Source organism: Desulfovibrio oxyclinae DSM 11498 (genome assembly GCF_000375485.1).
GTDB lineage: Bacteria > Desulfobacterota > Desulfovibrionia > Desulfovibrionales > Desulfovibrionaceae > Pseudodesulfovibrio > Pseudodesulfovibrio oxyclinae.
In genome coordinates, this window is sequence record NZ_AQXE01000012.1 from 77,982 (window position 1) to 104,109 (window position 26,128).

Annotated in this window: 21 protein-coding genes; 14 read left to right on the plus strand and 7 right to left on the minus strand. The window is 58.6% G+C overall.

From position 1 onward, the window contains the following. Positions 1-467: 467 nt before the first annotated feature. The 12 genes from B149_RS0113335 to B149_RS0113390 all read left to right on the plus strand — a co-directional run bounded on the left by B149_RS0113335 (position 468) and on the right by B149_RS0113390 (position 16,716). The gene (locus tag B149_RS0113335) at positions 468-773 is read left to right on the plus strand and encodes a phage regulatory CII family protein (RefSeq protein WP_018125668.1); all 306 of its coding nucleotides are present in this window, start codon (positions 468-470) and stop codon (positions 771-773) included. A 48-nt stretch (positions 774-821) separates the two neighbouring features. Continuing rightward, the gene (locus B149_RS0113340; RefSeq protein ID WP_018125669.1) at positions 822-1,868 is read left to right on the plus strand and encodes a PDC sensor domain-containing protein; all 1,047 of its coding nucleotides are present in this window, start codon (positions 822-824) and stop codon (positions 1,866-1,868) included. Continuing rightward, the gene (locus tag B149_RS18060) at positions 1,865-3,928 is read left to right on the plus strand and encodes a hybrid sensor histidine kinase/response regulator (RefSeq protein WP_051069577.1); all 2,064 of its coding nucleotides are present in this window, start codon (positions 1,865-1,867) and stop codon (positions 3,926-3,928) included. The genes B149_RS0113340 and B149_RS18060 overlap by 4 nt, the downstream gene beginning before the upstream one ends. Positions 3,929-4,030: 102 nt before the next feature. Then, entirely contained in the window at positions 4,031-4,339 is a 309-nt protein-coding gene (locus B149_RS0113350; RefSeq protein ID WP_018125670.1) for an Hpt domain-containing protein, read from the plus strand. Between the two features lie 19 nt (positions 4,340-4,358). Beyond that, on the plus strand, positions 4,359-6,770 hold the full coding sequence (locus B149_RS18065) for a hybrid sensor histidine kinase/response regulator (RefSeq protein WP_018125671.1): 2,412 nt from the start codon (positions 4,359-4,361) through the stop codon (positions 6,768-6,770). Next, positions 6,767-7,984: a response regulator gene (locus B149_RS0113360; protein WP_018125672.1), complete on the plus strand. Its 1,218-nt coding sequence runs from the start codon at positions 6,767-6,769 to the stop codon at positions 7,982-7,984. Before B149_RS18065 ends, B149_RS0113360 begins: the two co-directional genes overlap by 4 nt. Further along, the gene (locus B149_RS17270) at positions 7,974-9,128 is read left to right on the plus strand and encodes an HD domain-containing phosphohydrolase (protein ID WP_018125673.1); all 1,155 of its coding nucleotides are present in this window, start codon (positions 7,974-7,976) and stop codon (positions 9,126-9,128) included. Before B149_RS0113360 ends, B149_RS17270 begins: the two co-directional genes overlap by 11 nt. 91 nt (positions 9,129-9,219) lie before the next feature. Next, the gene (locus tag B149_RS17275) at positions 9,220-11,553 is read left to right on the plus strand and encodes an ATP-binding protein (protein WP_018125674.1); all 2,334 of its coding nucleotides are present in this window, start codon (positions 9,220-9,222) and stop codon (positions 11,551-11,553) included. Then, positions 11,550-12,059, plus strand: coding sequence for an alpha/beta hydrolase (locus tag B149_RS0113375; RefSeq protein WP_018125675.1), 510 nt, complete (start codon positions 11,550-11,552; stop codon positions 12,057-12,059). The genes B149_RS17275 and B149_RS0113375 overlap by 4 nt, the downstream gene beginning before the upstream one ends. A gap of 75 nt (positions 12,060-12,134) precedes the next feature. After that, a complete protein-coding gene (locus B149_RS18070; RefSeq protein ID WP_018125676.1) occupies positions 12,135-14,885 on the plus strand; it encodes a hybrid sensor histidine kinase/response regulator in 2,751 nt (916 codons plus the stop codon). Between the two features lie 148 nt (positions 14,886-15,033). Beyond that, positions 15,034-15,330 carry a phage regulatory CII family protein gene (locus B149_RS0113385; protein WP_018125677.1) on the plus strand — a complete coding sequence of 99 codons (297 nt, stop codon included), beginning with the start codon at positions 15,034-15,036 and terminating at the stop codon, positions 15,328-15,330. 120 nt (positions 15,331-15,450) lie between these two features. Then, entirely contained in the window at positions 15,451-16,716 is a 1,266-nt protein-coding gene (locus B149_RS0113390; protein WP_018125678.1) for a class II fructose-bisphosphate aldolase, read from the plus strand. A gap of 80 nt (positions 16,717-16,796) precedes the next feature. Here the strand turns inward: B149_RS0113390 and B149_RS0113395 are convergent, their stop codons facing one another. The 4 genes from B149_RS0113395 to B149_RS0113410 form a co-directional block, all read right to left on the minus strand. Next, complete coding sequence (locus B149_RS0113395) at positions 16,797-17,756, minus strand: ABC transporter substrate-binding protein (protein ID WP_018125679.1); 960 nt, start codon at positions 17,754-17,756, stop codon at positions 16,797-16,799. Between the two features lie 104 nt (positions 17,757-17,860). Further along, a complete protein-coding gene (gene betB, locus B149_RS0113400; protein ID WP_018125680.1) occupies positions 17,861-19,336 on the minus strand; it encodes a betaine-aldehyde dehydrogenase in 1,476 nt (491 codons plus the stop codon). Between the two features lie 18 nt (positions 19,337-19,354). After that, positions 19,355-20,995, minus strand: coding sequence for a choline dehydrogenase (betA, locus tag B149_RS0113405; RefSeq protein WP_018125681.1), 1,641 nt, complete (start codon positions 20,993-20,995; stop codon positions 19,355-19,357). A gap of 19 nt (positions 20,996-21,014) precedes the next feature. After that, entirely contained in the window at positions 21,015-21,797 is a 783-nt protein-coding gene (locus tag B149_RS0113410) for a FadR/GntR family transcriptional regulator (RefSeq protein WP_018125682.1), read from the minus strand. Between the two features lie 364 nt (positions 21,798-22,161). On the opposite strand from B149_RS0113410, the gene B149_RS0113415 reads away from it, so the two are divergent. Continuing rightward, positions 22,162-24,078 (plus strand): methyl-accepting chemotaxis protein, encoded by a 1,917-nt coding sequence (locus tag B149_RS0113415; protein ID WP_018125683.1) that lies wholly within the window; start codon positions 22,162-22,164, stop codon positions 24,076-24,078. Positions 24,079-24,153: 75 nt separating this feature from the next. Here B149_RS0113415 and B149_RS0113420 read toward each other — a convergent pair whose 3' ends face one another. From B149_RS0113420 to B149_RS0113430, 3 genes are all read right to left on the minus strand, one after another. Continuing rightward, a complete protein-coding gene (locus tag B149_RS0113420) occupies positions 24,154-24,978 on the minus strand; it encodes a nidogen-like domain-containing protein (protein ID WP_245533220.1) in 825 nt (274 codons plus the stop codon). Positions 24,979-24,990: 12 nt separating this feature from the next. Then, complete coding sequence (locus B149_RS0113425; RefSeq protein ID WP_018125685.1) at positions 24,991-25,317, minus strand: hypothetical protein; 327 nt, start codon at positions 25,315-25,317, stop codon at positions 24,991-24,993. A gap of 215 nt (positions 25,318-25,532) precedes the next feature. Continuing rightward, positions 25,533-25,787: a hypothetical protein gene (locus tag B149_RS0113430; RefSeq protein WP_018125686.1), complete on the minus strand. Its 255-nt coding sequence runs from the start codon at positions 25,785-25,787 to the stop codon at positions 25,533-25,535. A gap of 133 nt (positions 25,788-25,920) precedes the next feature. Here B149_RS0113430 and B149_RS18375 point away from each other — a divergent pair. Beyond that, positions 25,921-26,128, plus strand: a 208-nt coding sequence (locus tag B149_RS18375) for a hypothetical protein (RefSeq protein WP_018125687.1), incomplete at its 3' end; no start/stop codon positions are given.

Sequence of the window (26,128 nt, forward strand, 5' to 3'; positions counted from 1 at the left end):
TCGGACACTACGTCAACCGAATTGCCTGGGGCTTCAAATTTAGGAGCGGCTCGATGCGGGTCCCGCAGTCTCGCATCGAACACCCAAGCGAATTAGCCATCATCGGACACCTCCGAACGGCGACAGAACCGGACCGCAACCCAATTCTGTACCGACCCCCCTGTCTGATTTGGCCATCAACCGGGCCACCCTCCCGGGAACGGGGCGACTCCCAACAGAGTCGTCCCGTTTTTTATTGTCGCATGTCGCAACACCTGCAACACCATGCTACACTTTGCGACACTTGCGACATCCAATGCAACACTCTCTCCACATCCGCTTTTTTCATTGAGGTCTATAGACTTTTTTTAAGCTGTTATAATCAAAGGCATCCCTGCGGATTCATCGTCTGTTGACAGCCTTGGCACACACATTGCTTTTACCAATCACCGCCTGCCTGAAGCAGGCAAAAAAGCAATGGAGGAACCATGCTTAGCAAGAGCGTCACCAAGGTTGTTCAGGACTGCATTCTCGACAGCGGTATTCAGGCGAAAGACGTCGCCGAAAGAATCGGAAAGCCCTACTCCACTCTCATGAGGGAAATCAATCCGTTCGACTCCAGCGCGAAGCTTGGAGCGGAGACCTTGCTCGACATCGTCCGTGTCACCAAGGACACACGCCCGCTCCGGTTCATGGCCGCAGAAATGGGATTCGCACTGGAACCCGCTTCGCGCGATGAATCTTCCTATAATAATTACGCAGGGGATGTTTACGAAACCGCGGAAGCGGGCTAGATTTCCCGCAGGGTGCGATCCAGTACCCGAAAAAGCAGCGGGAGAACCATGCCCAGCGTTCCGGTTTCGTCCATGCGGACCGCGCTCATCACGATTCTGACGTCCCTGCTTCTGTTCGCATGTACTGGCGAACAGCAGGAAGAGCGGACGTTCACTGCGGAGCGCAGACAACTCGGCCATACCGCCGATCGCATTGAAACCAACCTCGACGCCATACGGCGCGAGGCCAGCCAACTCGCCGAGGCTGTTCTGCAAGCCAAGAAGAATTGGCAAGGACCGCCCGATGCCGAGACCGTATCCAGATACCGCCTGGACGAAAGCGGTGTCTTTTACAAGCACGTCAAGAACGGCAACTCTTCACTCTGGGTTTCGGGCCATGCGCCTCTGAACGACAGAGTGAAGAACGCCGTTTTCTGGAGCGAAGGGGCGGAGGATGCGCTTCAGGAGGCCTGTCGCAGCCATCGGGCCGTGGTTCAGGCCTATTTCAACAGCGCCGATTCGCTCAATCGCATCTACCCGCCATTCGACAGTCTCGCCCTGTTCCCCGCCGGCGTGGACATCACCACATTCAATTTCTATTACCTCGCCGACAGGCAACACAATCCGGAGCGCAATGCCGTCTGGGTTCCCAAGCCCTATGTCGATCCTGCGGGACGCGGCTGGATGATTTCCGCCATCGCTCCCGTCTATGAAAACGACACCCTGCTTGGCGTCGTCGGTCTCGACGTGACCATCAGGACGCTTGCGGAGCGCTTCCTTACCGGAGCGGATCTCGACACGATTCTCGTGGACCACAATGGGGTTGTCATTGCCGGACGTGAGGAACTGCTCTCCCTGCTCTGCCTGCCGCCGCTGCAGGACTTCAAATATTTCGATTCAGTACGGCAGGACACGTTCCGCACCGAGGACTACAACCTGCGCAAAAGCCGGTGCAGAAACATCCGCTCCGCGACGCTCCCGCTCCTTGAGGGCACTTCCCGAATGGAATCCACCCGCACCAAGGGACGCAAGACGATTTTCCTGTCAGAACAGATCGAAGGGCTCGACTGGACGCTGATACGAGTGATCCAGCCTGACGGCAGGGAGGTTTCGTGACCCCGCGCACCTATGGCTCCCGCTTTATTCTTGCGAGTTTTTTTGCCGTAATCATTCTGCTTTATGCCGGTGCGGTGGGCGTAACCATTTTCGTGGTCTCCGATACGCTGGAGATGCAGGAAAAAAATCTTCTGGAGAATGCGCGGCACACCGGCCGCCATCTGGAACTGCGCCAGCGACATTTCGTGGAAGACCTCAAGAGCTTCACCGCGCTGGGATTCTTCGAGGGCTTCATCGACAGCGAAGACAGCATGGATCAGGCGACGGCCCGGCTCAAGCGATTCTACGCGCGCCATCAGAACCAGATTCGCCGGATAACGGTTCAGGACACCAATGGCCGCTGGGCCAGCATCCTCAGGACGCAGGACAATTATTATCTCATTTCCCGCGACCAGGAGTACGGCCCGCTGCTCTACCGCAACAAGACGTTCAAGACCTTCAGGCAGGGCGAAGAGGCCAGCCACGTCATTCCCGTCATGAACGAAAAAGGCCGGGTGGACTACCGCGTCATCGTCACCACAAGCCTTCCGGACATGTTCCGGTCCGAACTCGGACACATCTACCTGACACCGAACAGCAGACTCTGGGTCACGGACTGCTCCGGCAGCATCATCTATTCCAGCGATCAAGAGTCAGGAAGGACTTTCAGCGGTCTCATTCCCGAGGCCGTTGCCGACGACATCGCCTCGGAAATATGCATGGGCTATGAAGGGCGCAGGCAGCACGCGGTGGACGGCGACGACAGCACCTTCCTCACCTCGTTTTATCCGATCCGCACCGCCAGCGACACTTTCGGGCTGGCGTTTTCCATGAACCGCAGCTCGCTGTACGGAAACATCCTCGACGAAGCGCTCGCACTGGCAGGACTCTTTTCCATAGCGCTCGTCGTTTCCGTCATTTTTTTCCGTACGCTGCTGCGACAACGCGAGGAGGCTGCAAAACAGGCCGGCATCGCCAGCAAGGCCAAGAGCCGATTCCTCGCCAACGTCAGCCACGAAATTCGCACGCCCATGAACGCCATCTCGGGGATGGCCCAGCTTCTGGACCGCGACACGACGCTGAACGAATCCCAGCGGGAAAACGTGCGCATGATTCTTACTGCCACCGACAACATGATGGAAATCATCAACGACGTGCTGGACATTTCGCGCATTGAGGAAGGCAGGCTGGACCTCGCACCGGTCCCCGCCGACCTGCGCCGGATGGTTTCGGAGCTGGTAGAGATGCATGCGGTGACGGCGCAACAGAAAGGCGTACAGGTGGAAAAGGTTTTCAAGGACACCCCGCGATGGGTGCGCGTCGATCCCCTGCGCCTGCGTCAGGTCCTCATCAATCTCATCGGAAACGCCGTGAAGTACACCGACGTTGGCACGGTTACCGTGACCGTGGCGGACGAAGGAGCCGGACACAAGGTGGGCACTCGCAAGGTCCGCTTCACAGTGAGCGACAGCGGCGTAGGCATCTCCGACGAGGACATGGAACGCATCTTCACCCCCTTTACGCAGGGCAGCGACGAGACGAGACGTTACGGCGGTTCGGGCCTCGGCCTTGCCATCTCCAATCGGCTGCTGCGCCTCATGGGCAGTCACATCGAAGCCACCAGCGCGCCCGGTCGCGGCAGCACTTTCGAATTCACTCTTGAGCTTTCACCGGCCGAGCCCGCCACGACAAAGGCTGCTGCCGCCGAGAAGGAGCATTCATCCATGGACGAGACCCGCGTTCTCATAGCCGAAGACATGCCCATGAACCGCCTGCTGCTTGAAAAAAGCCTCGGCTCCATGGGCATCCGCAACGTCGAATGCGTCGGCAACGGCGAAGAAGCGGTGGAAAAGGCCCTGAGCGGTCAGTACGACTATATCCTGATGGACGTCCGAATGCCGGTCATGGATGGTCTCGAAGCGTCCCGGCGCATCCGGTCCGCAGGCATCGAGACGCCCATCATCGCACTCACGGCACAGGCGATGGAAGAAGACCGTAAAGCCTGTCTGGACGCAGGGATGAACGCTTATCTGCCCAAGCCGTACAAACTGGATGACCTTCGCGAAATATTTGAGAAGTAACCCGATACGCACGGCGCGAAAATCATGTTGCCCCAGCGGCAATTGCGATACCTTCAGCCCCGGCAGTCGCGCCTCAACCATTCAACGGATGACGGAGCATGCATGTTACGCAAGATCACTCAGGAATATTACATCCGTGAATTCCAGCTGGGCCCCGAGGATGTGGATGATTTGATTCAGGCGGCGGAGAGCACCCTGCGTGACAGCGTCGCGGCACTGTCAAAGTGCATTGCGGAGGACGCATCGGAACAGTCGGTTCGCGAAGCGGCTCACGCGCTCAAGGGGAACCTGATGAACATGGGCCTTGAACCGCAGGCCGAACAGGCACGGCTCATTGAAGCCGCTTCCGGCGACCTGGACGAAGCTGCGCCGCTTTTCGAGAAGCTCCGGCAGGAACTGGGCACATTTTGAAGCTGCGGGAGACACCCTGATGAACCATCGACCGAATGTACTGCTCGTTGACGACCAGAAGCTCACCCACGCGCTGATAGGCAAAGCGCTTGCCGAAATGGACCTCTCGCTCATGAGTGCCACCTCGGGACGCGAGGCGCTCGGCATCATCCGCGAAACCGATGTCTCGCTGGTGCTGATGGACCTCATGATGCCCGGCATGGACGGCATTGAGACCGCAAAGCGCATCCGCGAAGCCATGGCCCCGCGCCTTGTGCCGGTCATTTTCATCACCGCCGCCTCCCCCAACGAGGATTCGGTGCGGCGCGCTTACGAGATGGGAGCCGTGGACTTTCTTTACAAGCCGGTCTCCCCTTCCGTGCTCAAGGCAAAGGTGGGAGTGTTCACAGAACTGCACCGCCAGCGCATGGAGCTTGAACAGCGTCAGGAAGAATACCGCGACATCATCGAGGCGGTGGCAACGGGTATGCTGACCGTTGACATGCAGTGGCGCGTGGCCGAGGCCAACGGCTCGGCATGTGCGCAGTTCCAGATCCCTCGGGACGAGTTCATCGGCACTCCGGTGGAAGATATTCTCGGCTGCGAAGGACAGGAACTCACCGAGGAGGTTTCCGGCCTGCTGGACAACAACGTGGCCTTCGCCATGGAGACCCTCGGCCATCGCAGCGACGGAAGCCACTTCAACGCCGACCTGCGCGGAACCGCCATTATGGCACACGGGGAGCCCTGCATCCTGATGTGCGTCAATGATGTTTCAGCCTACAAGCGACAGGAAACCACCTGCGCCTCGGATCCCGCCGAGGGCCTTGTCCGTCCGGGAGACAGACATCCCGGCCCGGATTCGCTGCACGAATGCACCCCCTCGCTGGATCATCCCGCCATCCTCGAAGCGGTCCCTATCCCAATTTATTTCAAGGACATTCAAGGCGTTATCGTGGGCTGCAATCGGGCGTTCCTCGAAGTTTTCGAGCGAGGCCGAGACGAACTCGTTGGCAAGACAGTCCACGAACTCCTGCCTGAGCAGACCGCACAGAGCTTCGAGCTTGCCGATCAGGGCCTGCTTTCCGGGCACGCCAAACTGCAAAGCGTCCACGCAGAGGTGACAAACAGCCACGGTACGCCGTTGCGAATGGTTTTCCAGAAGACCGTTTACAGCACGGATGAGGCCTCGCCAGCAGGCATCGTGGGCATCATCACCGAGGTAACCAAGAAGGACGAAAGCGCCAGCCCGGTTCAGGACAGAGATCACCTCTTCGAGGCTGTCCTTTCCGGCATGAAGGCGGCGCTGTTGCTGTACGATCAGGAGACCGGAATCGTCGAGGAAGTCAACAACGTTGCCGAGGAACTGCTGGAGACGCCACGAAACGAAATGATTGGTCACCCGTTCACGGATATCACGTGTCCTCGGCTGACATGCCGAGACTGCGACATGTGTCGCAGTACGCAGGAGCCTTTGCTGCTCAACGAAATGGATACACGCCTGAGGCGCCGCGACGGCATTACAGTGCCTATCCACCGCTCAGTATTCCGAATCTCCATGGGCGGCCGGGACAAATCCGTGGTGATCATGTTCGACAACTCCCGCCGCAAGCTGCTGGAACAACGGCTCACCCGAGCCCAGAAGCTTGAATCCCTCGGCACCCTTGCCAGTGGCATAGCCCATGAGATCAACACACCCATTCAGTATGTGGGCGACAACCTGCGTTTTCTCGAAGAGGCGGCCGGAGACCTTTTTGCCATGCTCGATACCGTGGAAAAGCGACGCGCGGGCCTGAGCAATGACTATCCCGACATTCTGGAGGCCATCGACCGCAGGGACTACCCCTTCTTCAAGCAGGACGTTCCGGAATCCATTGGACAGTCGCTGGACGGCATCAACAAGGTTTCCTCGGTGGTCAAAAGCATGATGCAGTTTTCGCAACCGGGCAGCGGACGACGTTGCCGACATGACCTGAACACGGCCGTGCAGGACACCATCAACGTCACCAGAAGCGCATGGACGAGTTGCGCACGTGTCGTCACCGACCTTGACGACTCACTTCCCAACATCCTGTGCGACCCCAGCGAAATCAATCAGGTCATCCTCAACCTGCTCATGAACGCGACGCACGCCATGGCGGACAGGTATGGCGAACAATGCGATGAACGCGGTGTCATCACCATATCCACGCGCCACGCGGGCGACGCGGCGGAGCTGACAGTGGAAGACACCGGCATAGGCATCCCCGACGAAATCATGGACAAGATCTTCGACCCGTTCTTCACAACCAAGTCGGTCGGGAGGGGAACCGGGCAGGGCCTCAGCATCGTCCACACGGCAGTGGTCGAGAGACACTCGGGCAGCATAGACATCATCTCCACTCCCGGTGAAGGAACGCAGGTTCGTATTTTGCTGCCGTTCTCGCAGGAAAAGGAGGGAAGCAGCCAATGAAGCACGTATTGTTCGTCGATGACGACAAGAACGTTCTCAGCGGCCTGCGGCGAATGCTCAGGGGCATCCGCAAGGAATGGGACATGGACTTCGCGCCCGGCGGCGCGGAAGCTCTGGATATGCTGGAAGAGAAGGAATACGACCTCGTCATCAGCGACATGCGCATGCCGGGGATGGACGGCGCACAACTTCTGCAAAAGGTTCAGGAGCGTTCGCCCGAGACCGTAAGGATCATCCTTTCGGGACACTCCGAGCCCACCGTGGTCATGCGTTCGGTCCGGACCGCGCACCAGTTCCTGAGCAAGCCCTGCTCTTCCGAGCAGCTTCTGAAAACACTTGAAGATTCCTACCGTCTCCGGCAGCTGCTCAGCAATCCGCGCATCAAGGCCGCCATTTCCGGCGTGGAAACATTGCCCAGCATCCCGGACCTGTATGACAGGATACTTAGGGAGATCGAGCGGCCGGGGTCCTCGCTGGACGAAGTGGGGGAGATCATCGCGGAAGACGTGGGTATGACGGCCATGATCCTCAAAATGGTCAACTCCTCGTTTTTCGGGTTCTTCCGGGAGATCACTACCCCCGGACAGGCTGTGAGCCTGCTCGGCGTGGAGGTGGTCAAGGCGCTGGTCCTGAGCGCCCATCTCTTTTCATCCTTCGACGCCAAGAAAGCGGCGCCTTCGTTTTCCATGGCGAAATTTCGTTCCCACAGCCTCATGGTATCCAAGCTCAGTGAGGCCATCGCGGAGCATGAAGGACGAAACAAACAGGAACGCGAGCAATGCTCTGTGGCGGGCATGCTGCACGACATGGGCAAGCTGCTCCTGAGCACCCAGACGCCGACACAGTACGAGGAGATTCTATCGGCGGCCGGAGCCGCAGACATGCCGGAGCACGAAGCCGAGCAGCGACTGCTTCAGACCACCCACGGCGAGGTCGGGGCTTACCTGCTCGGTCTTTGGGGTGTTCACGGTGAAATACTGGAAAGTGTCGCCTTCCACCATGTGCCGGAAACCTGCCCCTCCCAAGCATTCACTCCACTCGCCGCAGTTCACGCAGCCGACTATTTCGAACACAAGCATCTGGACATTCAAGGAGAGACCGCCTGCGAGCTGAATATGCAGTTCCTTGAGCAGTGCGGGCTCGCCCACCGGGTTCCGCAGTGGGATTCCCTGTGCTCACGAATCATCGAAGAGGTGAAGGCAAATGACGAATAACACCGTTTTGTTCGTGGATGACGAACCGAACATTCTCGCCAGTTTTCGGCGCAGCCTCGGCAGGAAGTTTTCCATAGATCTGGCGCAAGGCCCGGAAGAGGCACTGGAAAAAATCCAGAAAAACGACCCTTACGCCGTGGTCGTCAGCGACCTCAAGATGCCCAAGATGAACGGCATCGACCTGCTGACGCGGGTCAAGAGCATCTCTCCGGATACCGTGCGCGTCATTCTGACCGGCCACGCCAACCTCGATTCGGCCATCTCCGCCGTGAACGAAGGAAGCGTCTTCCGGTTTCTGACCAAACCCTGCGACACCGACATCCTCGTCAAGACAGTAAATGCGTCAATCAAGCAGTACCGACTGGTCACTGCGGAAAAGGAATTGCTCAGGGGCACGCTTCGGGGCAGCGTCAAGCTTCTTACCGATATACTTGCGCTGGTCACGCCGGAGGCATTCGGGCGCACTGAACGCATCAAGCAGATAGTCCTCGGGACCGCCACCGAAGCCAAGCTGGACAACCCGTGGCGCTACGAGCTGGCCGCCATGCTCTCCATGATCGGCTATATTTCCGTGGACCCCGAGATTCTCGACAAGAAATTCAACAACGAAGAACTTACCCCCGAAGAAGAACAAATGCTCACCATGCACAGCGCGGTTGCCACCGGACTTCTGGCCAATATCCCGCGTATGCAGGAAGTCATCGACGCCATTGCCTCACAGGATGACCGGTTCGATGAAAACCCGGACCAACCGGTCGGTGGTCGCCTTCTGCGGCTGGCGGGGGACTTCGAAAGCCTTGAACGTTCCGGTCTGGACAAGGATGAAGCCATGGACCACATGCGCTCCGACGAGGACCGGTACGACCCCATGCTGCTCCGGGCGCTTGAGCGCATGATCTTCGCCGAGGAGGGCCTTGTCCCCATGAGCCTCACCTTCAAGGAGCTCAGGGTAGGTATGCTGCTTACGGCGAACGTTACTACCGAGGACGGAGTGCTGCTCATGGCCAAGGGGCAGGAACTCAACGAAGTGGGTCTGCTCAGGCTTCAAAACTTTGCCCGCAACAACAGTATAAAAGAACCCATCGAGGTACGGGTGTCGCTTGACCGGGTAAAGCAATCGGGGAAGGCCCAGCCCCCCTCCTGAGGTCAATTTTTGATAGATTGACACCCCTTACAGGTGTGCTACCGTTCAACCAGTTCCGATTATTCGTTCATCGAATTTCCCCGGAGGTACCTTGTCCGCGTTCAAAAAGCGCAGCGGCACGAACATGCCGAACACCATGGGAGTGCTGAGCAGGCGCTTTTACAAGACCCAGATACTCAGCGTCGGCATCATCCTGCTGATCTTCACGCTGTTGTATATCGCGGTAAACGGTTACCGACTGCGTACGCAGATCGACAACCGCATCGAAGGCATCAGCGGTCTTGCTTCCACCAGCCTCACCTCCGCGGTCTGGCAGGTGGACCACGCCTCCATTCGAGACTTCGTGGATGCCCTCTTCCTCGACAAGAACGTTGTCTACGTCAGCGTCATCACCGACGAACGAAACGTCATCAAGCGCGTGCGCACCCCGTACCGCGGCATGGATTTTACGGATTTCGCACAGGACTCCGGCTTTTTGACCCGCAGCGTGGAGATCAAGAAGTATTCGGAATGGATCGGCACCTTCCGGGTCGTCGTCACGCTTGAGAGCATCTGGTTCGAGGTGGCGGTCAACGCCGGAATCTCGTTGATTCTTGCGGTCGTACTGGTCTCGGTAATTTCCCTGACCAGCATCATGTTCACCCGGCGGAAGATTTTCCTGCGACTCACGACCCTCGCCACCACCGCACGATCCATTGCCGACGGCAACACCGACTCGCCCATCGAAGACACGGCCAACGACGAGATCGGCGAACTTGCCGGGGCACTGGAAGATATGCGCCATTCCCTGAGTTCGCTCATCCTCAGCCTGCGCGAAGCCAACGTCAAGCTGCGCAACCAGTCCGCCACGCTCGAAGCCGAGGTCAAGGAACGCACGCTCGAACTGGAGAAGAAGAACGAGTCGCTGAACACGGCCCTGCGCGATGCGAGCGAGGCGCGCCTTCAGGCGGAACAGGCCAGCCGAGCCAAAAGTGAATTTCTCGCGGGCATGAGCCATGAAATCCGCACGCCCATGAACGCCATCATCGGCATGGCCGAGAGCCTGACCGAAACGGGCCTCGACGAAACGCAACTCGAATACGTGGATGTCCTCAAACACGCGGGCACGTCCCTGCTCACCCTCATTGACGACATCCTCGACCTTTCCCGCGTGGAATCCGGCAGGATGGATCTGGAAAATATCGATTTCCGCCTCAAGGCGGTGGTCGAACGCTCCGTGGCCCAGGTCCGCCCCAAAGCCGCCCACAAGGGGCTCTCCCTGCAAAGCGAAATCTCCCACGATCTGCCCGAAACCCTCATTGGCGACCCGACGCGACTGGGGCAAGTGCTCATCAACCTTCTGGACAACGCGATCAAGTTCACTCCGGAAGGCGAGGTGCGGATCAGCATGCACCCATCGGGCGAACACGGTGACATGCTCCTCGCAACAGTCTCCGACACCGGCATCGGCATTCCCGCCGACAAGCTGGAGTCGATCTTCGAGTCCTTCACGCAGGCAGACGGCTCCACTACGCGCCAGTTCGGCGGCACAGGACTTGGTCTTTCCATCTGCCGCAAGCTCGTCAAGCTCATGGGCGGCCGCATCTGGGCCGAAAGCGAACAGGGCAAGGGGACCAGCTTTTTCTTCACCATACCGCTTCGCAAAAGCGCGGCACCGCCACTGCGCGAAGAGGCTCAGTCCATCGAACAGCCGAATCTTCAACCCTGCCGGATCCTGCTGGTGGAAGACTCGCATTACAACACCTTCGTGGTGCAGACTTATCTCAAGGATACGCCCTGCACGGTGACCGAGGCCAGCAATGGTCAGGAAGGCGTCGAAGCGTTCGAACGCGACGACTTCGACCTCATCATCATGGACATGCAGATGCCGGTCATGGACGGCTTTACGGCAATGGGCACCATTCGGGAGCTTGAACGGCAAAACGACCTGCCAAGGATTCCAATTCTTGCCATGACCGCCCACGCCCTTGCCTACGAAGCGGAGCGGTGCATCACCGCGGGTGCCGACATGCACCTGCCAAAGCCGGTTCTCAAACATCAGCTCATCCGCGCCATCCACGAACTCTGCCACAGAAAACAAAAGCCCGAGGACAACCGGGCCGCGGAGAAACTGCCGGCAAATGACACTCCTCCGGAAATTCAGGCTCTGGCCCCCCGCTTCCTCGAAAGCATGCTCATGGAGCTTGGCAAATGCAGCCCAAAGGCGTTTTCCGGAGACACGGAAGACCTGCGACGCTTCCTGCACAAGCTTGAAGGCGAAGCCGGAGCGTTCGGTTTTCCCGACCTCGACAAGCGCGCCAAGCGGTTGCACCGTGCCGCAAGGGCCGATGATATCGAGACCATCACCGCCCTGCTCCCGCAACTCAAAGTGGAAATGGAACAACTGCTCGAATCCGTCCGGAAGCAGCAGGAAACCTCTTCATGAGCGGACTCGTCATCTGGTCACACGGTGCTGAAGCTCCGCCGTGGGGAACCAAAAGCATCCGCCTCGCCGCAATAGCTAACGAGATGGGGTTCGAGTTTCAGGCACCGGATTTCACCGACCTGTCTAGTCCCGACGACAGAACCGAGCGCCTGGCGGCGCTGATCGACGATCGACAACCGGACGTTCTGGCCGGTTCGAGCATGGGTGGGTACGCCAGTCTCGCAGCCGGATCGAACAAAGTCATCCCGGGATTGTTCCTGCTGGCTCCGGCCCTGTACATGCCGGGGTATGCCATCACAGAGTTCAGCCCCAAGGCGAGCGCCATTACAGTAATACACGGTTGGCGTGACGAAGTGGTGCCGGTGGAAAACTCCATCCATTTTGCGAGCAAGCACTTGACCAACTTGCATATTATAGATGCAGACCATCGCCTCGCCGGGCGAACCAACGACATCGCCGAGCTGTTCAGACTGTTCCTCGCCTCCCTCCCGTCCCATCAGTCATAATTCGACGGGGATGACGGAACACCTCGACTAGTGTAGTGTTAATCCAGTCGAATTTCCTAACAGCCGGGACCGGACATGCCGAGATTCAGGGGCTTCAGATCCATATCCTCCCAACTGACGTACGGGTTCATCATCCTTGCGGTGATATGCGTCTTCACGTCGGGCGGCCTGCTCCTCACCATCGCTCACAAATATACCTCGCAGGACAGGCAACGCCTCCTTTCACTGGAAGGCAGACTCGCGGCGGAACGGATCAGCGGCTATTCCGAAAGCCTCTTCAACCGACTCAACTATCTGGCCAACATCCCGGACCTCATGGCACTGCCGCAGGACTCGGTGCGCAGCCTGCTGGAAGGACTCAAACGGCTCAACAGCGCCTATACCGCCCTGTGCGTGGCCGACCTTGAAGGCAACCCGGTAGCCAAGGCCGGACGAGACGTTCCCCCGCGACTGCCGCGAAACGAAGTCTTTGCCATGGCGGCCAGGTCGCGTTTCAACGCCATCGGCCCTCTTGAAGTGCTACAGGATGAAGACGTGCCGGCCATTGAGGTCGCCGTGCCCATTCGCGACAATGCGGGAGTGACCAACGGCATCTTCTGGGCCCGGATCAACCTCAAATACCTTATGCTGGTGCTCGGGGACCTGCCCATCGGAAGAACCGGTTACGGCTATATTCTCGATGATCGCAACTTCGGCATCGCGCTGGACGTGCGCGGCGAACCGGTCCTCAAGAAACTCGAAAACGACCGGCTTGAAGAGCGGCTTTCCCGCGGACTTGGATACGGTGCGAGGGGTGAGCCATACACTGGACTGCGAGGAGAGAAAGTCCTTGGCACCATGTCCCCGGTGACCAGCCTCGGGCTCAGGCTCGTGGTGGAAATGCCTCAGGCCGAAGTCAACAGACCCCAGCGCATCATGATCAACGCCATGGTCGCCACGCTTCTCGTGCTCGGAGTCCTCGGGGGCATTTCGGCATATCTTTACTCCCGACGAGTCGTCACTCCCCTGAACACGCTGACTCGCGCCGTAGAGCAGGTGGGCAGGGGCGATCTCAGCACCTCCATAGGGTACGACAGCAGCAACGAGCTGGGCATCCTCGCGCGCAACTTCAACACCATGACTTCCCGGCTTCGGGAACTATTACAAAGCCTGAACGAGGAGATCCGAGAACGCAGGCAGGCCGAACAGGCGCTCAGGCTGGCCGAACAACGCTACCGCAGCATCTTCGAGCGGGCACAGGAAGGCATTGTGCAGGCCGATCCCGAAGGCGGCTTCATCATGGCCAACCCGGCAGCAGCCAGAATCTTCAATTTCGACACACCGGAAGAGCTGGTCGAATACAGCAAACGACATCCCGAGAATTTCTATGTGGATCCGTCGCAGCGCACAAAGTTCATCGAAACTCTCAAAATGGGACTCTCGGTCGAGGGTAGTGAAATCGAGATGATCCGCCGGAATGGAGAGCACATCTGGGTCTACATTCTCGCACAGCCAACCCTCAACGATGACGGACAACTGCAACGCATTGACGCGACCTTCCAGGACGTGACTGAACGCCACAAGGCCGAGGACGCGCTGGCGGAGCTCAATGCGAACCTTGAAAGGACGGTTGAACAGCGCACGCAGGACCTGTTCCTCAAGGCGCAGGAACTGGAAGAGGCCAATCACAGGCTGCGACAGCTGGACAAGATGAAGTCCGCGTTTCTTTCTTCGGTTTCGCACGAGCTGCGGACTCCGCTGACGTCCATACTTGGTTTTGCCAAGCTCATCCGCAAGGAGTTCCAACGCACTTTCTCCAAGACGTGCAAGGAGGACGGAGATCTCGAACGCAAGGCATATCGCATCGTCAAGAACCTTCAGGTGGTGGAAAAGGAAGGAGACCGCCTCACGAGGCTTGTCAACGAAGTGCTGGACCTCAACAAAATCGAGTCCGGTAAGGTAGACTGGCATTACGAGGAAGTGGACGTCGAGGAGCTGATCGGTCACGCCGCGTCGCTGGTACGCGGCCAGTTCTCCGGCAAACCCGGCGTGGAGCTTCACGCACATGCCTCCCCCGGCCTGCCCCTTCTGCAGGTGGACCGCGACAGGATGACGCAGGTGCTCATCAACCTGCTCAGCAACGCGGAAAAATTCACCGACTCGGGCATGGTCACCATCCGGGCCACAGGGTCCGGATCCAATTTCATCAGAATCGAAGTGACGGACACGGGCCGCGGCATCCCCGAAGAGGAACTTGAGGCCATTTTCGATAAATTCCAGCAGGTACGACAGGGCGATACCCTGCGCTCCAGCCAGCAGGGAACCGGCCTCGGTCTGGCGATCAGCAGAAACATCGTGGAACACCACGGTGGTCGCATCTGGGCCGAATCCCGCGTGGACGAAGGCAGCACGTTCATCATCGAACTTCCGCTGACCTATGTTCCGGAAGAGCGACTCCCAGACATGCTCATGCCGGATGCTTCAGCCCCCCTCGTTTTGATCGTTGATGACGACGCCGGGCAACGCCACTATCTTTCCGGAATACTCATCCGGGCCGGCTTCCGCGTCGAAACCGCCGGGGACGGCGGCACCGCATTGAGGATGGCGCGCCGGATGCGTCCGGACATCATCACCATGGACATCATGATGCCGGGCATGGACGGAATCGAAACCGTCGAATGGCTCCGCAAAGACCCCGAGCTGGCGGATATCCCTGTCATCGCCCTCACCATCGTGCAGGACAAAAGCCGCAACATCGGTCAGGCCAGCCTGAGCAAACCCGTGGCCCCCCAGCCTCTCATCGACACCATAAACGATCTCCTAAGTAACCGAGACAAAAAACAATAGCCTTACGTCCTCCACACCTGCAACGTCACAACATGTTATAATAAGGGGTCTAACACAGGTTTTTCGCCCACTCGGTTTGACCAATTTTCTCACCCTGTGATACGTTCGCACTAAGCTTCAATAATCCAAGCAGTGGAGGGTGGAGACAATGTTTGAAAAGAATCTTACGAAGAAAATGCAGGATGTGGTTCTTGACGGTCAGATCGCGGCCAAGGAGGTGTGTCGCAAGATCAACAAGCCATACTCCACCCTGCTTCGGGAGCTCAATCCCTTCGATACCCACGCCAAACTGGGCGCGGAAACCATGTTCGACATCATCCGCGTCACCAGAAATGTGGCAGTGCTTGAATTCATGGCCCGTGAGCTCGGCTACTCGCTCAAGCCGACCGGCGAAGAGCAGAAGAACAAGAAGAGCAAGAGCGACGGCGCGGCGATCATGATGTAAATATAACGGTTTTCATGCAGAGCCGTCTTAGAAATCCCGGGACACTCTTTGACTTTTCCCGGGGTTTCGTATTTATTTGTCCCTTTGTACGGAGAATATACCACGAGGAGGATACAGGGCATGTCCCAAACCAAATTCGAACAGGCGCTGGCCTTTGGCCGTCCGCCGAACATTCAGGAACTTTTTCCCAACTCGCAGGCCCTGATCGTCAGCGGGAAAGTCATTGACCGCGCCTGCCTGAAAAAAGGCAAATGCATGACCATCGCGGCCAACGGCCGCAACATCTTCGTCATCGAAGGTGCCCTCAAGGCGGCCCAGCGCGCCAACGCCGCGCTGATTCTGGAAATCGCCCGCAGTGAATCGACTTACTGCCCCACCAACATGTGGAACCTCGCCCGCCGGGTGGACGCGCTGTGCAACCAGTACGGCATCACCATCCCCGTGGCGATCCACGCCGACCATTACGTCATCAAGAAATGGGACGACGTGGCGGTGGCCGAGAGGGAGATTCCAACGCTTTTCGACGCCGGCATCACTTCCATCGCCGTGGACGCATCTCACCTCCCCGACGATCAGAACCTGCTGGCAAACATTGAGCTGAACCCGGTCATTCCCGACTGGGCCGGCTACGAAACCGAAGTGGGCGAAATCAAGGGCAAGCACGGCCTCTCCACACCGGTGGAGGCCAAGTACCTCATCGAGGGCCTGAACGCGCACGACATTTGCCCCGACTGGATCGCCATGAACAACGGCACCACGCACGGCATCGAAGACACCGGCGGCGGCATCCAGGTGGAGCTGACCGCTGAAATTCACGAGGCCATCAAGCCGTTCGGCACTTCCGGCGCACAGCACGGCACCTCGGGCAACCACACCGACCGCCTCCAGCGTGTTGCGGAGGAGACCCGCACCACCAAGGCCAACGTGGCAACCGCCCTGCAGATGATCGGCTTCGGCGTGAAGGTCAACGAGTACGGCAACGCCATCATGACCGACGGCGAGTTCGAGAAGGTCGAAGGCCGCGGCATGAGCGAAGAGCTCTGGCAGGAGATCAGCGAGTACGCCAAGGCCAACAACCTCAAGGGTGGCGACTACAAGAAACTGAACCTGCCCTTCGAGCGCAGGCTGCTTGGCGAGCCCCGCGAAATCCGCGAGCGCATGGTCAAGGCCATTGAGGACTTCGTCTACGATCTGCTGGTCAACGTCTTCAACGCCGGAGACACCGCCGATCTGGCCTACGACCTGCTCATTGAAGCCGGTTCTCACGATCTGGGTCCCAAGATGGGACGCGTGGCCGACCCCGCGGAATGGACCGAAGAGAAAATCCGCGAAAAAGCTGCCGCCATCGACACCGACAAGGGCCCGGAAGGCGACTACGACGACTAGGGCGCCCCGACATCCCGACTAAAATAACAAGCCCCCGCTTCCGAAGAAGCGGGGGCTTTTCGTTTTCCGCGAGAGTGTGTCTATTCAGCCTTTTCGAGGTAGGCTTCAAAAGCCGGAACAGCGGGTTCGCCGTCGGCGGTGGTCACGCCTTCGAGCCAGCGCTTGTAGGTCTCGGGATTGTTTTCAACCCACTGCAGACCGGCTTCGCGCGGGCTGAGGGAGCCGTTTTCGTTCAGGGTGGTCATGATCTGGTTCATCATGGAGATGGGGAAGGTCAGGTTCTTGAGCAGCTTCGCGGCATTGGGATTCTCTTCCTGGAATCCTGCGCGAATGTTGGTCCAGACGGTTGCGGTGCCGTCGTTGCCGCCAAAGGTTTCAGCGGTGCTGCCCTTGAGATAGGTCATGTCGATACGTTCGTTCATGCTGTGAGGTGCCCAGCCGAGGAACACAGCCCACTTTTCGTCCTTGGTGTAGGACTGCACCTGAGCGAGCATACCGGCTTCACTGGAGGGAACCAGCTTAAATTTGCCGAGACCGAACATGTCTTTGTCGATCATGTCCTGAATGATCTGGTTGCCGTCGTTGCCTGCTTCGATGCCGAAAATCGTCCATTCGAGCTTGTCCCCGAACTTGGCGATGTCCTTGAAGTGAGTCAGGCCAGCCTCGGCGCAATATGTGGGCACGGCCAGCGTGTATTTTGCGCCGTGCATGTTCGCAACCCAGTTCAGCACGCTGCCTTCCTCAATGTAGGGCTTCACCATGGAAGCCTGAGACGGCATCCAGTTACCCATGAAGGCTTCTGCATCTCCAGTAGCCATGGCCTTGAAGGCGATGGGAACGGAAACCATGAGGTTTTCGGCATTGTAGCCGAGGCTGTCCAGAATGGAGACGGCCAGCTCAGTCTTGATGGTCACCCCGGTCCAGCCAACGCTTGCAATCTTGATCTTGTCTTTCGCTGCAAACGCGCCGGTTGCGGTGAAGGTGAATACTGCTGCGACGAGAACGACAGCGGCGAGAATTCGCCTGAAGGGGTCCAACATCATAACTCCTCTGTTACGGTTAACAGGGGCGGAGCCGTCTCTGGACGGCTCGACGCTACCCGGTATGAAAAAAAGACGCCTTGCGCATTACGGTTTCCGTCCGCCTATGCGCCGAACCAGTTGAGCGCCTTGGTCGCATGGTTGCGATAGACATGCTTGACCTCGGTGTACTCCTCCAGTCCCATGCGACCCAGCTCGCGGCCGAGGCCGGACTGCTTGTAGCCGCCCCACGGGGCCTGAACGAAGTAGACGTTGAAGTCATTGATCCAGACCGTGCCGAAGCGAAGCGCCTTGGAGACACGCTCGATGCGGTTGGGATCGTTGGTCCAGAAACCGGCGGAGAGACCGTAGACGGTGCTGTTGGCACGCGTGACCGCCTCTTCCTCGGTGCTGAACTTTTCTATGGTGATGATGGGACCGAAGGTCTCCTCCTGCACGATGCGCATGTCGTTCTCGCAGTCGGAGAACAGGGTCGGCATGTAGAAGTAGCCGTCCTTCAGCGCTTCGTCATCCGGGCGGCATCCGCCCAGCAGGAGCTTTGCGCCTTCCTTCTTGCCGATCTCACCGTAGGCTTCCACCTTGGCGAGGTGTTCGGCAGAGGTCAGGGGGCCCATCTGCGTATCGTCGTCAAAGCCGTTGCCCAGCTTGATGCGCTCCATGCGCTTGCGGAGTTCCTCCACGAAGCGATCGTGGATACCTTCCTGCACGAGTATGCGTGCACCGGCTGAGCAGATCTGTCCGGCGTGGAAGAAGACGCCATTGAGGGCATAGTCCACGGCCAGATCGAAATCGGCGTCATCGAAGATGATGTTCGGGTTCTTGCCGCCGAGTTCCAGCGCGACCTTCTTCACGTTGCCGGTGGCGGCGCGCATGATGGTCTTGCCCGTCTCGATGCCACCGGTGAAGGAGATGAGGTCCACGTCGTGACTCTCGGACAGTTCGGCGCCCACTTCGGCGCCGGGGCCGAGCACGGTGTTGACCACACCTTTGGGGAATCCGGCCTCTTCGGCCAGTTCGGTGACCTTGATGGTGGTCAGCGGCGTGATCTCGCTGGGCTTCATGACCACGGTGCAGCCCGCCGCCAGTGCGGGTGCCATCTTCCACGAGGCCTGAAGCAGCGGATAGTTCCATGGGGAGATCTGACCGCACACGCCCACCGGCTCGCGCATCACGTAGCTGGTGGTGTCGGGAACCGGAGACTCGATGACTTCGCCGCCGTCCTTGTCGGCCAGTCCGGCGAAGTAGCGGAAGATGCCCGCGATGTCGTCCATGTCCCAGCGGCTCTCTTCCACCGTCTTGCCGGTGTCGAGGCTTTCCAGCCGGGCCAGTTCCTCGTGGTCACGCTCAATCAGTTCCGCCAGCTTGAAGACCAGCCGGGCACGCTCTGCGGCCGGGGTCTGGGGCCAGCCGCCCTCGTCGAACGCGCGACGAGCGGCGGCAATTGCCCGGCGGGTCTCGCCGCGTCCCGCTTCGGGGACGCTGGCGATGACCGAGGAGTCGAACGGGTTCAGGATTTCGCGCTCCTTGCCGGAGTCCGCGGCCACCCATTCACCGTCTATGTACATTTTCTTGCGAATCATGGGATGCTCCCGTGAGTCTTAGGCTTCGTCGTGCTTGTAGTAAGGCACGTTTTCCGGAGCCAGCGGGGTGTTGCCCAGAATCATGTCGGCGGCCTTTTCCGCGATCATCATGACCGGGGCGTAGATATTGCCGTTGGTGATGTAAGGCATGACCGAGGCATCCACCACGCGCAGTCCGTCCACGCCGTGCACGCGCATTTCGGGGTCGGTGACGGCCATGTCATGCGTACCCATAGCACAGGTGCAGCTCGGATGATATGCGGACTCGCCTTCACGGGCGACGAAGTCGAGGATCTCCTCGTCGGTCTGGGCCTGGTCGCCCGGGGCCAGTTCGCGACCGCGCAGTTCGTCGAATGCGGGCTGGGTCATGATCTCGCGGGTCTTGCGGATCGCTTCCACCCACTCGCGACGCTCCTGCTCGGTGGAGAGGTAGTTGAACAGGATGCTCGGGTAGTCGGCCGGGTTGTCGGACTTGATCTTCACATGTCCGCGAACGTCGGTATTCATGGGGCCGACGTGGACCTGATAACCGTGCCCTTCGTTCGGAGCCGAACCGTCGTAGCGGATGGCGATAGGCAGGAAGTGGTACTGCAGGTTCGGGTATTCCACCTGATCGTTGCTGCGGATGAATCCGCCAGCCTCGAAGTGGTTGGTCGCGGCTTCGCCGGTGTGTCCGAAGAGCCACTTCAGGCCGATCCACGGCTGGTTGTACCACTGCAGCGCCGGGAACATGGAGACCGGCTTCTTGCAGGCGTACTGCACATAGAGTTCGAGGTGGTCCTGCAGGTTCTCACCCACGCCGGGGAGGTTCTGCACCACGTCGATACCGAGCGAGGACAGTTCCGCGCCGTTACCGATGCCGGAGAGCTGGAGCAGTTGCGGGGAGTTGATGGCGCCGCCGCAGGAAATGATCTCGCCGCCGTAGGCCTGCATGGTGCGGCGACCCTTGGTGTACTCGACACCCACGGCGCGCTTGCCCTGGAACAGAATGCGGTTAGTGTGGGCCTTGCACTTGATGGTCAGGTTGCGGCGGTTTTTCACCGTATGGACATAGGCGCGAGCGGCGTTATGGCGACGGCCCTGATAGGTATTGCGGTCGAACTTGCCGAAGCCTTCCTGCTGGTAGCCGTTTACGTCCTTGGTGAGCGGGTATCCGGCCTGTTGCACGGCGTTGAAGAACGCATTGAACAGCGGATTGTCGCACTCGGGAGTGGTCAGGTACAGCGGACCCACGGCGCCCTGATATTCGTCGGCGCCGGCGGTGCGGCATTCGAAGCGGCGGAAGTACGGCAGGCAGTGCGCGTAGGACCAGTTCTCCATGCCGTCATCCTTGGACCACTTCTCGTAATCCATGGCGTTACCGCGAATGTAGATCATGCCGTTGATGCAGCTGGATCCGCCGAGAACCTTGCCGCGCGGCTGGTAGATGCGGCGATTGTTCATCCACGGTTCCGGCTCGGACTCATACCACCAGTTGTAGGTCTTGCCTGCCAGCGGATAGGTCAGCGCGGCGGGCATGTGGATGCGGAAGTCCAGACGATGGTCGGGCCGACCGGCCTCCAGCACCAGAACCTTGGTCTTGGGGTCCGCGCTGAGGCGGTTGGCGAGCACCGAGCCCGCGGAACCGCCGCCGATGATTATGTAATCGTAATGTTTCATGATCGCACTCCGTTTGTGGCTATTCACTGATTTCGTTGAGGAAGGGCATCTCGTTTTCCTGCCGTGTCCCGTTCCTCTCCTCGACGCATTGGCGCAGCAGGACATAATGATGTCCAATGAACGAGAGGGCGCGCATCGGTTCACCCGCTGCAATGGCCCGTGCCGTATCGCTCCAGTTGGCGGCCGCCTTTTCACGATACACCGGATCTTCATACAGCGCGTAATCGTGGGAACTGAATCCCATCTGCAGGGCATGCATCACCCACTCGAAGAGCGGATTCCTCGCCATGCGCGCCAGCATTATGTTCAGCTTGCGGTCCAGCTCCCCCGCCTCGTTGAGATCGGGAGCGGACTCGCGAAGCATTGCCTCCAGTTTCTTGGCACCCTGGTAAAGCTCCTTCTTTTCGGAGTCCTCCGCGCGGGCGATGGCCAGCTCGGTGATGGAGCGGTCCATGCTCTCGCGAAACTCGATGAGCTTTTCGGGGTCGAAGGGATGTTGTTTCAGGAAGAGCGTCAGCGACTCGGAGACGTTGTCCACGCCGATTTCACGCACGTAGGCTCCGCCCTTGGCGCCTTTCTTCACTTCCAGCAGCCCTTTCTGCTTGAGTATCTTGATCGCCTCGCGAACAACGCCCCTGCCAGTCCCGAATTGGGCCTGCATGTCACGCTCGCTCGGCAGCCGCTCGCCCGGGGCCAGCCTGCCGTCCATGATGGCCGCCTCCACCTGAAGGGCGATCTCCTCGGTGGCGCGACCCATCCTCACGGGCATGAACAAAGTCTGGGCATCAATCGCTGCACTCATTGGTATTACCTTAAATTGGATTTTTCGACAAAAAGAACCATTTTGTGGGGAAAAACCACTTCGCTCCGCTCAAATGGTACGACCATTAACTGCCACCCTCCTGCCGGGTTGTCAAGCCCGCCCTGTCAGGAAGGTAACGAAAACACATACTACCGATAGACAAGACTCTAATCTCGTTACATTTTTCTGTTTTTCCCATTTCAAGGCGTTATAATCGTTATAACCCCTTCACAGTCGTGAGCGCATGGTTTACTCCACTTTTTTGAGACGGAGCTGGAAGCCTTCCGGATCGGGCGGGCCTGCATGTCAACCAACCAATGATTTCAGGCTGTTTCCGGTGCTTCAAAAACAAATGGGGAAAACAATGTTCACTTGGCTTAATGGAAGTTTGGCTCGCGCCATCCTCTTCCCGCTGATTACGATTGTCGTTATCAGCGTATCGGCGTTGGTATACTACGTAAACAAATCATCCTACGAGCTGGTGCTCGAAAGCGAAACGCGAGCGGCCGGAAGTCAGGCGGATGCCATCCGCTCCGCGCTCGGCCTGTTCATTGCTGACAGCACGGCCACGGCCAAATCACTTGCCTCCCGCGATGATGTCATAGCTTCTTTCAAAGACAAGACCGACGGCAACACCAGAATCCTCGCAAAACTTGCCAAGAGCAATCCCAACCTCTGGGGGGGCATAGCGTTTGACACATCCGGCATGGCGATTGCCGGCTCGACCAGGGACGGCGCAACCCTGACAGGGCTCGACATCAGCGGAAGGGAGTATGTGCGCGCCGTGCTCGAAGGGAAAAGCGAATTCGTTTCCGAGGTGTTCCGGGCAAAATCCGGACAGGACCTCATCTTCGCCATAAGCGTTCCCGTCTATGACGAACAGCGCAACCTGCTTGGTGGCGTCGCCCTGCTCGGCGGCTGGGAAGGCTTTACCAAAGAGTTCATCGATCCCGTGGTCATCGGCCATGAAGGCTACGCGTTCATTCTGGACTCGGATGGCCGACTCATCCATCACCCAAAGGATGAATCGCTCATCCTGAAAAACCAGCGCAATACGGTTTTCGCTCAGGAAGCTCTCCGTCGGCAGAACGGTGTCGTCTTCTACGACTGGCAGGGCGACAGCAAGGTCATGGTATTCCNCACCGACCCGCACACCGGATGGGTCATCTGCATGAGCGCCTACGAGGAAGACCTCGCAGCCGGTGCCGTGCGTCAAGGCTACACGCTGGCCGGTGTGGGCGCGGTCAGCGTGCTTATCATCATCGCGCTTATCGTGATGCTCCTGCGCAGGCTCGTGGTCGCTCCCGTGACGATGGGAATGGACGTATCCGCCAAGATGGCCGAAGGCGACCTGCGCAGCCGGACGGAATCCGACTCCGCCAACGAACTGGGCCGCCTGATGCGCTCCCTTGGTCGTATGACCCGCTCGCTCAAGGACATCGTCGCCCGCGTCAAGGGCGCGGCCGAGCTGGTGGCGGCCGGAAGCGAGGAACTCGCCGCAGCCGCGGAGCAGATGTCCGAGGGCAGCACCGAGCAGGCAGCGTCCGTGGAGCAGATCGCCGCTTCCATGGAAGAGATGACCGCCAATATCACCCAGAACACGCACCGCGTGAAGCAGACTGAGGACCTTGCCGTCCAGACCGCGCAGAACGCCACGGAAGGCGGCGAAGCCGTCCGGCAAACCGTGGAGGCCATGCGCAACATTGCGGATCGGACTTCCATTATCGAGGAAATCGCAAGGCAGACCAACCTGCTGGCGCTGAACGCAGCCATCGAAGCGGCCCGCGCGGGTGAACACGGCAAGGGATTCGCCGTGGTCGCGGCAGAGGTACGAAAACTGGCCGAACGCAGCGGCGTTGCCGCCAGCGAGATCAGCGAACTCACCGGCAACAGCCTGCACATCGCGGAAAAGGCCGGTCAGATGCTGGAGACCATGGTCACCGACATCGACCGCAACAAGGAGTTGGTGCAGGAAGTGAACGTGGCCAGCCAACAGCAGAATGACGCCGCACAGCAGATATCCGAATCCATCCAGCATCTGGATACGGTGGTGCAGAAGAACGCATCCCTCTCCGAAGAAGTCTCTGCCACGTCACAGGAGCTCTCCGGGCAGGCCGTGCAATTGCAGGAGACCATGGAGTTCTTCAAGCTGGACGTTGACCACTCCCCCGGAAGCAACGGCAGAAAACAGATTAAGGCGGAAACGAAAAAGTCTCCGAAGGCCGAACCCAAGGCTCTGCCCTACCGCGAAGTGAACGAAGAGGAATTCGAACGCTTCTAGGCCTCGGCACCGACAATGAAAAGGCGGCATCTCCGGGGAGATGCCGCCTTATTTCTTCCATTCTTCACACATGAATCACCTGCGAAGGTAGCGGCGCCCAAAGAGCATGACGCCCAGCAGGCCTGCGGCGAAAAGACCGATCGTTGCCGGTTCGGGAACCGGATCGGGCGTGACGACCTGACCGTTGCGAATCTCGAACAGATAGCGTCCCGCGACATTGACGTTGGTCCCCGCAACAAGCGAGTTGGGGCCGCCGTCGAGGAATGCTCCGTTGACCCGCGAACCGGGGAACTCGTAGTAGGTGCCCGCACCATTGGAGTATCCCACCGCCGCGGAAGTCCCACCGAGGCCGCCGCTGCCGCCGGAGGCATCGCCGGTTTCCCACTGGATCTGACCATAGTTGAATTCCATGTCGAAGTCGCCCGGCGCTATGTCTCCGCGCTCACGCAATACCAGTTGGAACGTATTCAACAGGTCCGTATGCTGTGAGTAGTACCCCACCTCGAACCAGTTCACACCGAACGCGCTTCGTCCGTTCAGAGAATCCTGTCCATAGGTAAGGACATTGCCCGAGCGGGTATCCACGTCCGCAAAGAACGGGGCTATGAGCGGTGTTGTCGTGGTCTGGATGCCAAACGGCGTATAGGTGCTCATGGCCGAATTAAAGGTGATGTTGCCGTTGTTGTTCACGTACGTCTGGCTATAGTTGATTCCCGAAAAGTTGATGGTGAAACCGAGGTTCACGGCCCCGGTCGAACCGTCGTCATTGCCGGCAAGCGAGGAACCGTCGAACAATCCGGTCCGGATGGCCGAAGCCTCGGACACGTTCGCACTTCCCGCCACTGCCAGAAATGACAACAGCAACACTGTGGAAACGAAGCAAAGCAACCGCGTACTCACTGGGCACCTCCTTTAGTCGATCGGTGCTTTCAGGGCCGCCCCTTCCTTCAGGGACTTTTCTTGATTCGAAGCAAGAAACATTCCCCGAGAAGAGGTACGCAATTCCGGGATATTACCCCAGAGCGCTACCGAAAAGCAGTAAATTTTCCCGACAGCACCGTAAACGAAGCCGACGCGGCCTCCTTGCAGGAGCGCTGTTTCAAGCGCGTCAAGCAGGAGTGAGAGCAGGAAGGCGGAGGGGGACAATTGCTTCAAAAAGAAATGGCATGGGCGGTAACGCTCTTGCAAACGGACAAAGACAAACAAGTCGAGCGCATGGACTGGAGGAGCGGAGAGCACAAAAAAGCTCCGATCATTTGATCGGAGCTTTTTGCTAGCTGCATTGTGCCGAAGACAAAGACTCGGACCTTCTCAGATTTCGTCACAGTACGTTTATTGGGCTAAGCTTTTTGCGACTTTGCTTTGCCAGAAGAATCAGCGATCACTTTGACTCATCTGGAGCAAGCTGGAGATCCTTGCCCGAAGATACTCCTAAAGCATCTGCAATTAGGGGACTAATCATTTGTAATGACTTTATACCTTACCCCGAGGTCGTCGCACAAATTTTTCACGCCCTGAAGAACAAGTTGTTCGGATTCTTCATGTGACCGGTCATCATCTGTCCCAGTTGCTATAATCTGGCTGACATCTTTGCTGACTGGAATGACGACGAATTTTGCTTCCCATTCAGTTTCAGTCCCTTCTACTTCAATCAAATAATTATCTTCATCAATATCGACAACAGTGAAGGCGATTCCAGATTCTGACATCCCGCTGTCTACTCGTTTTTTGGCTGCGGCAAAAACTTCAGGAGCGCTTTTGGGAATTTCAACTGTGTGGATTGCCCTAGGGTTTTCTTGGACACCGAATTGGGCGTAACAAACGTCCAGGAGGTGACCGACAATGGGAAAGAATTCGAAGGCCGGTTCCGGCTCTCCGGCGGAGGGAGGCCGTAGGCCGAACGGAGCCGGAGAGCCGGAACCGGCGCGCAAGAAGAAACGTTTCTGGGCCCAGCACAAGGTCGAAGCCGTGCTTCGCCTGCTTCGGGGAGAAGACCTTGAGCTTCTCAGCCGAGAGTTGGGAGTGCCTGCTTCCGACCTGTCTGAATGGC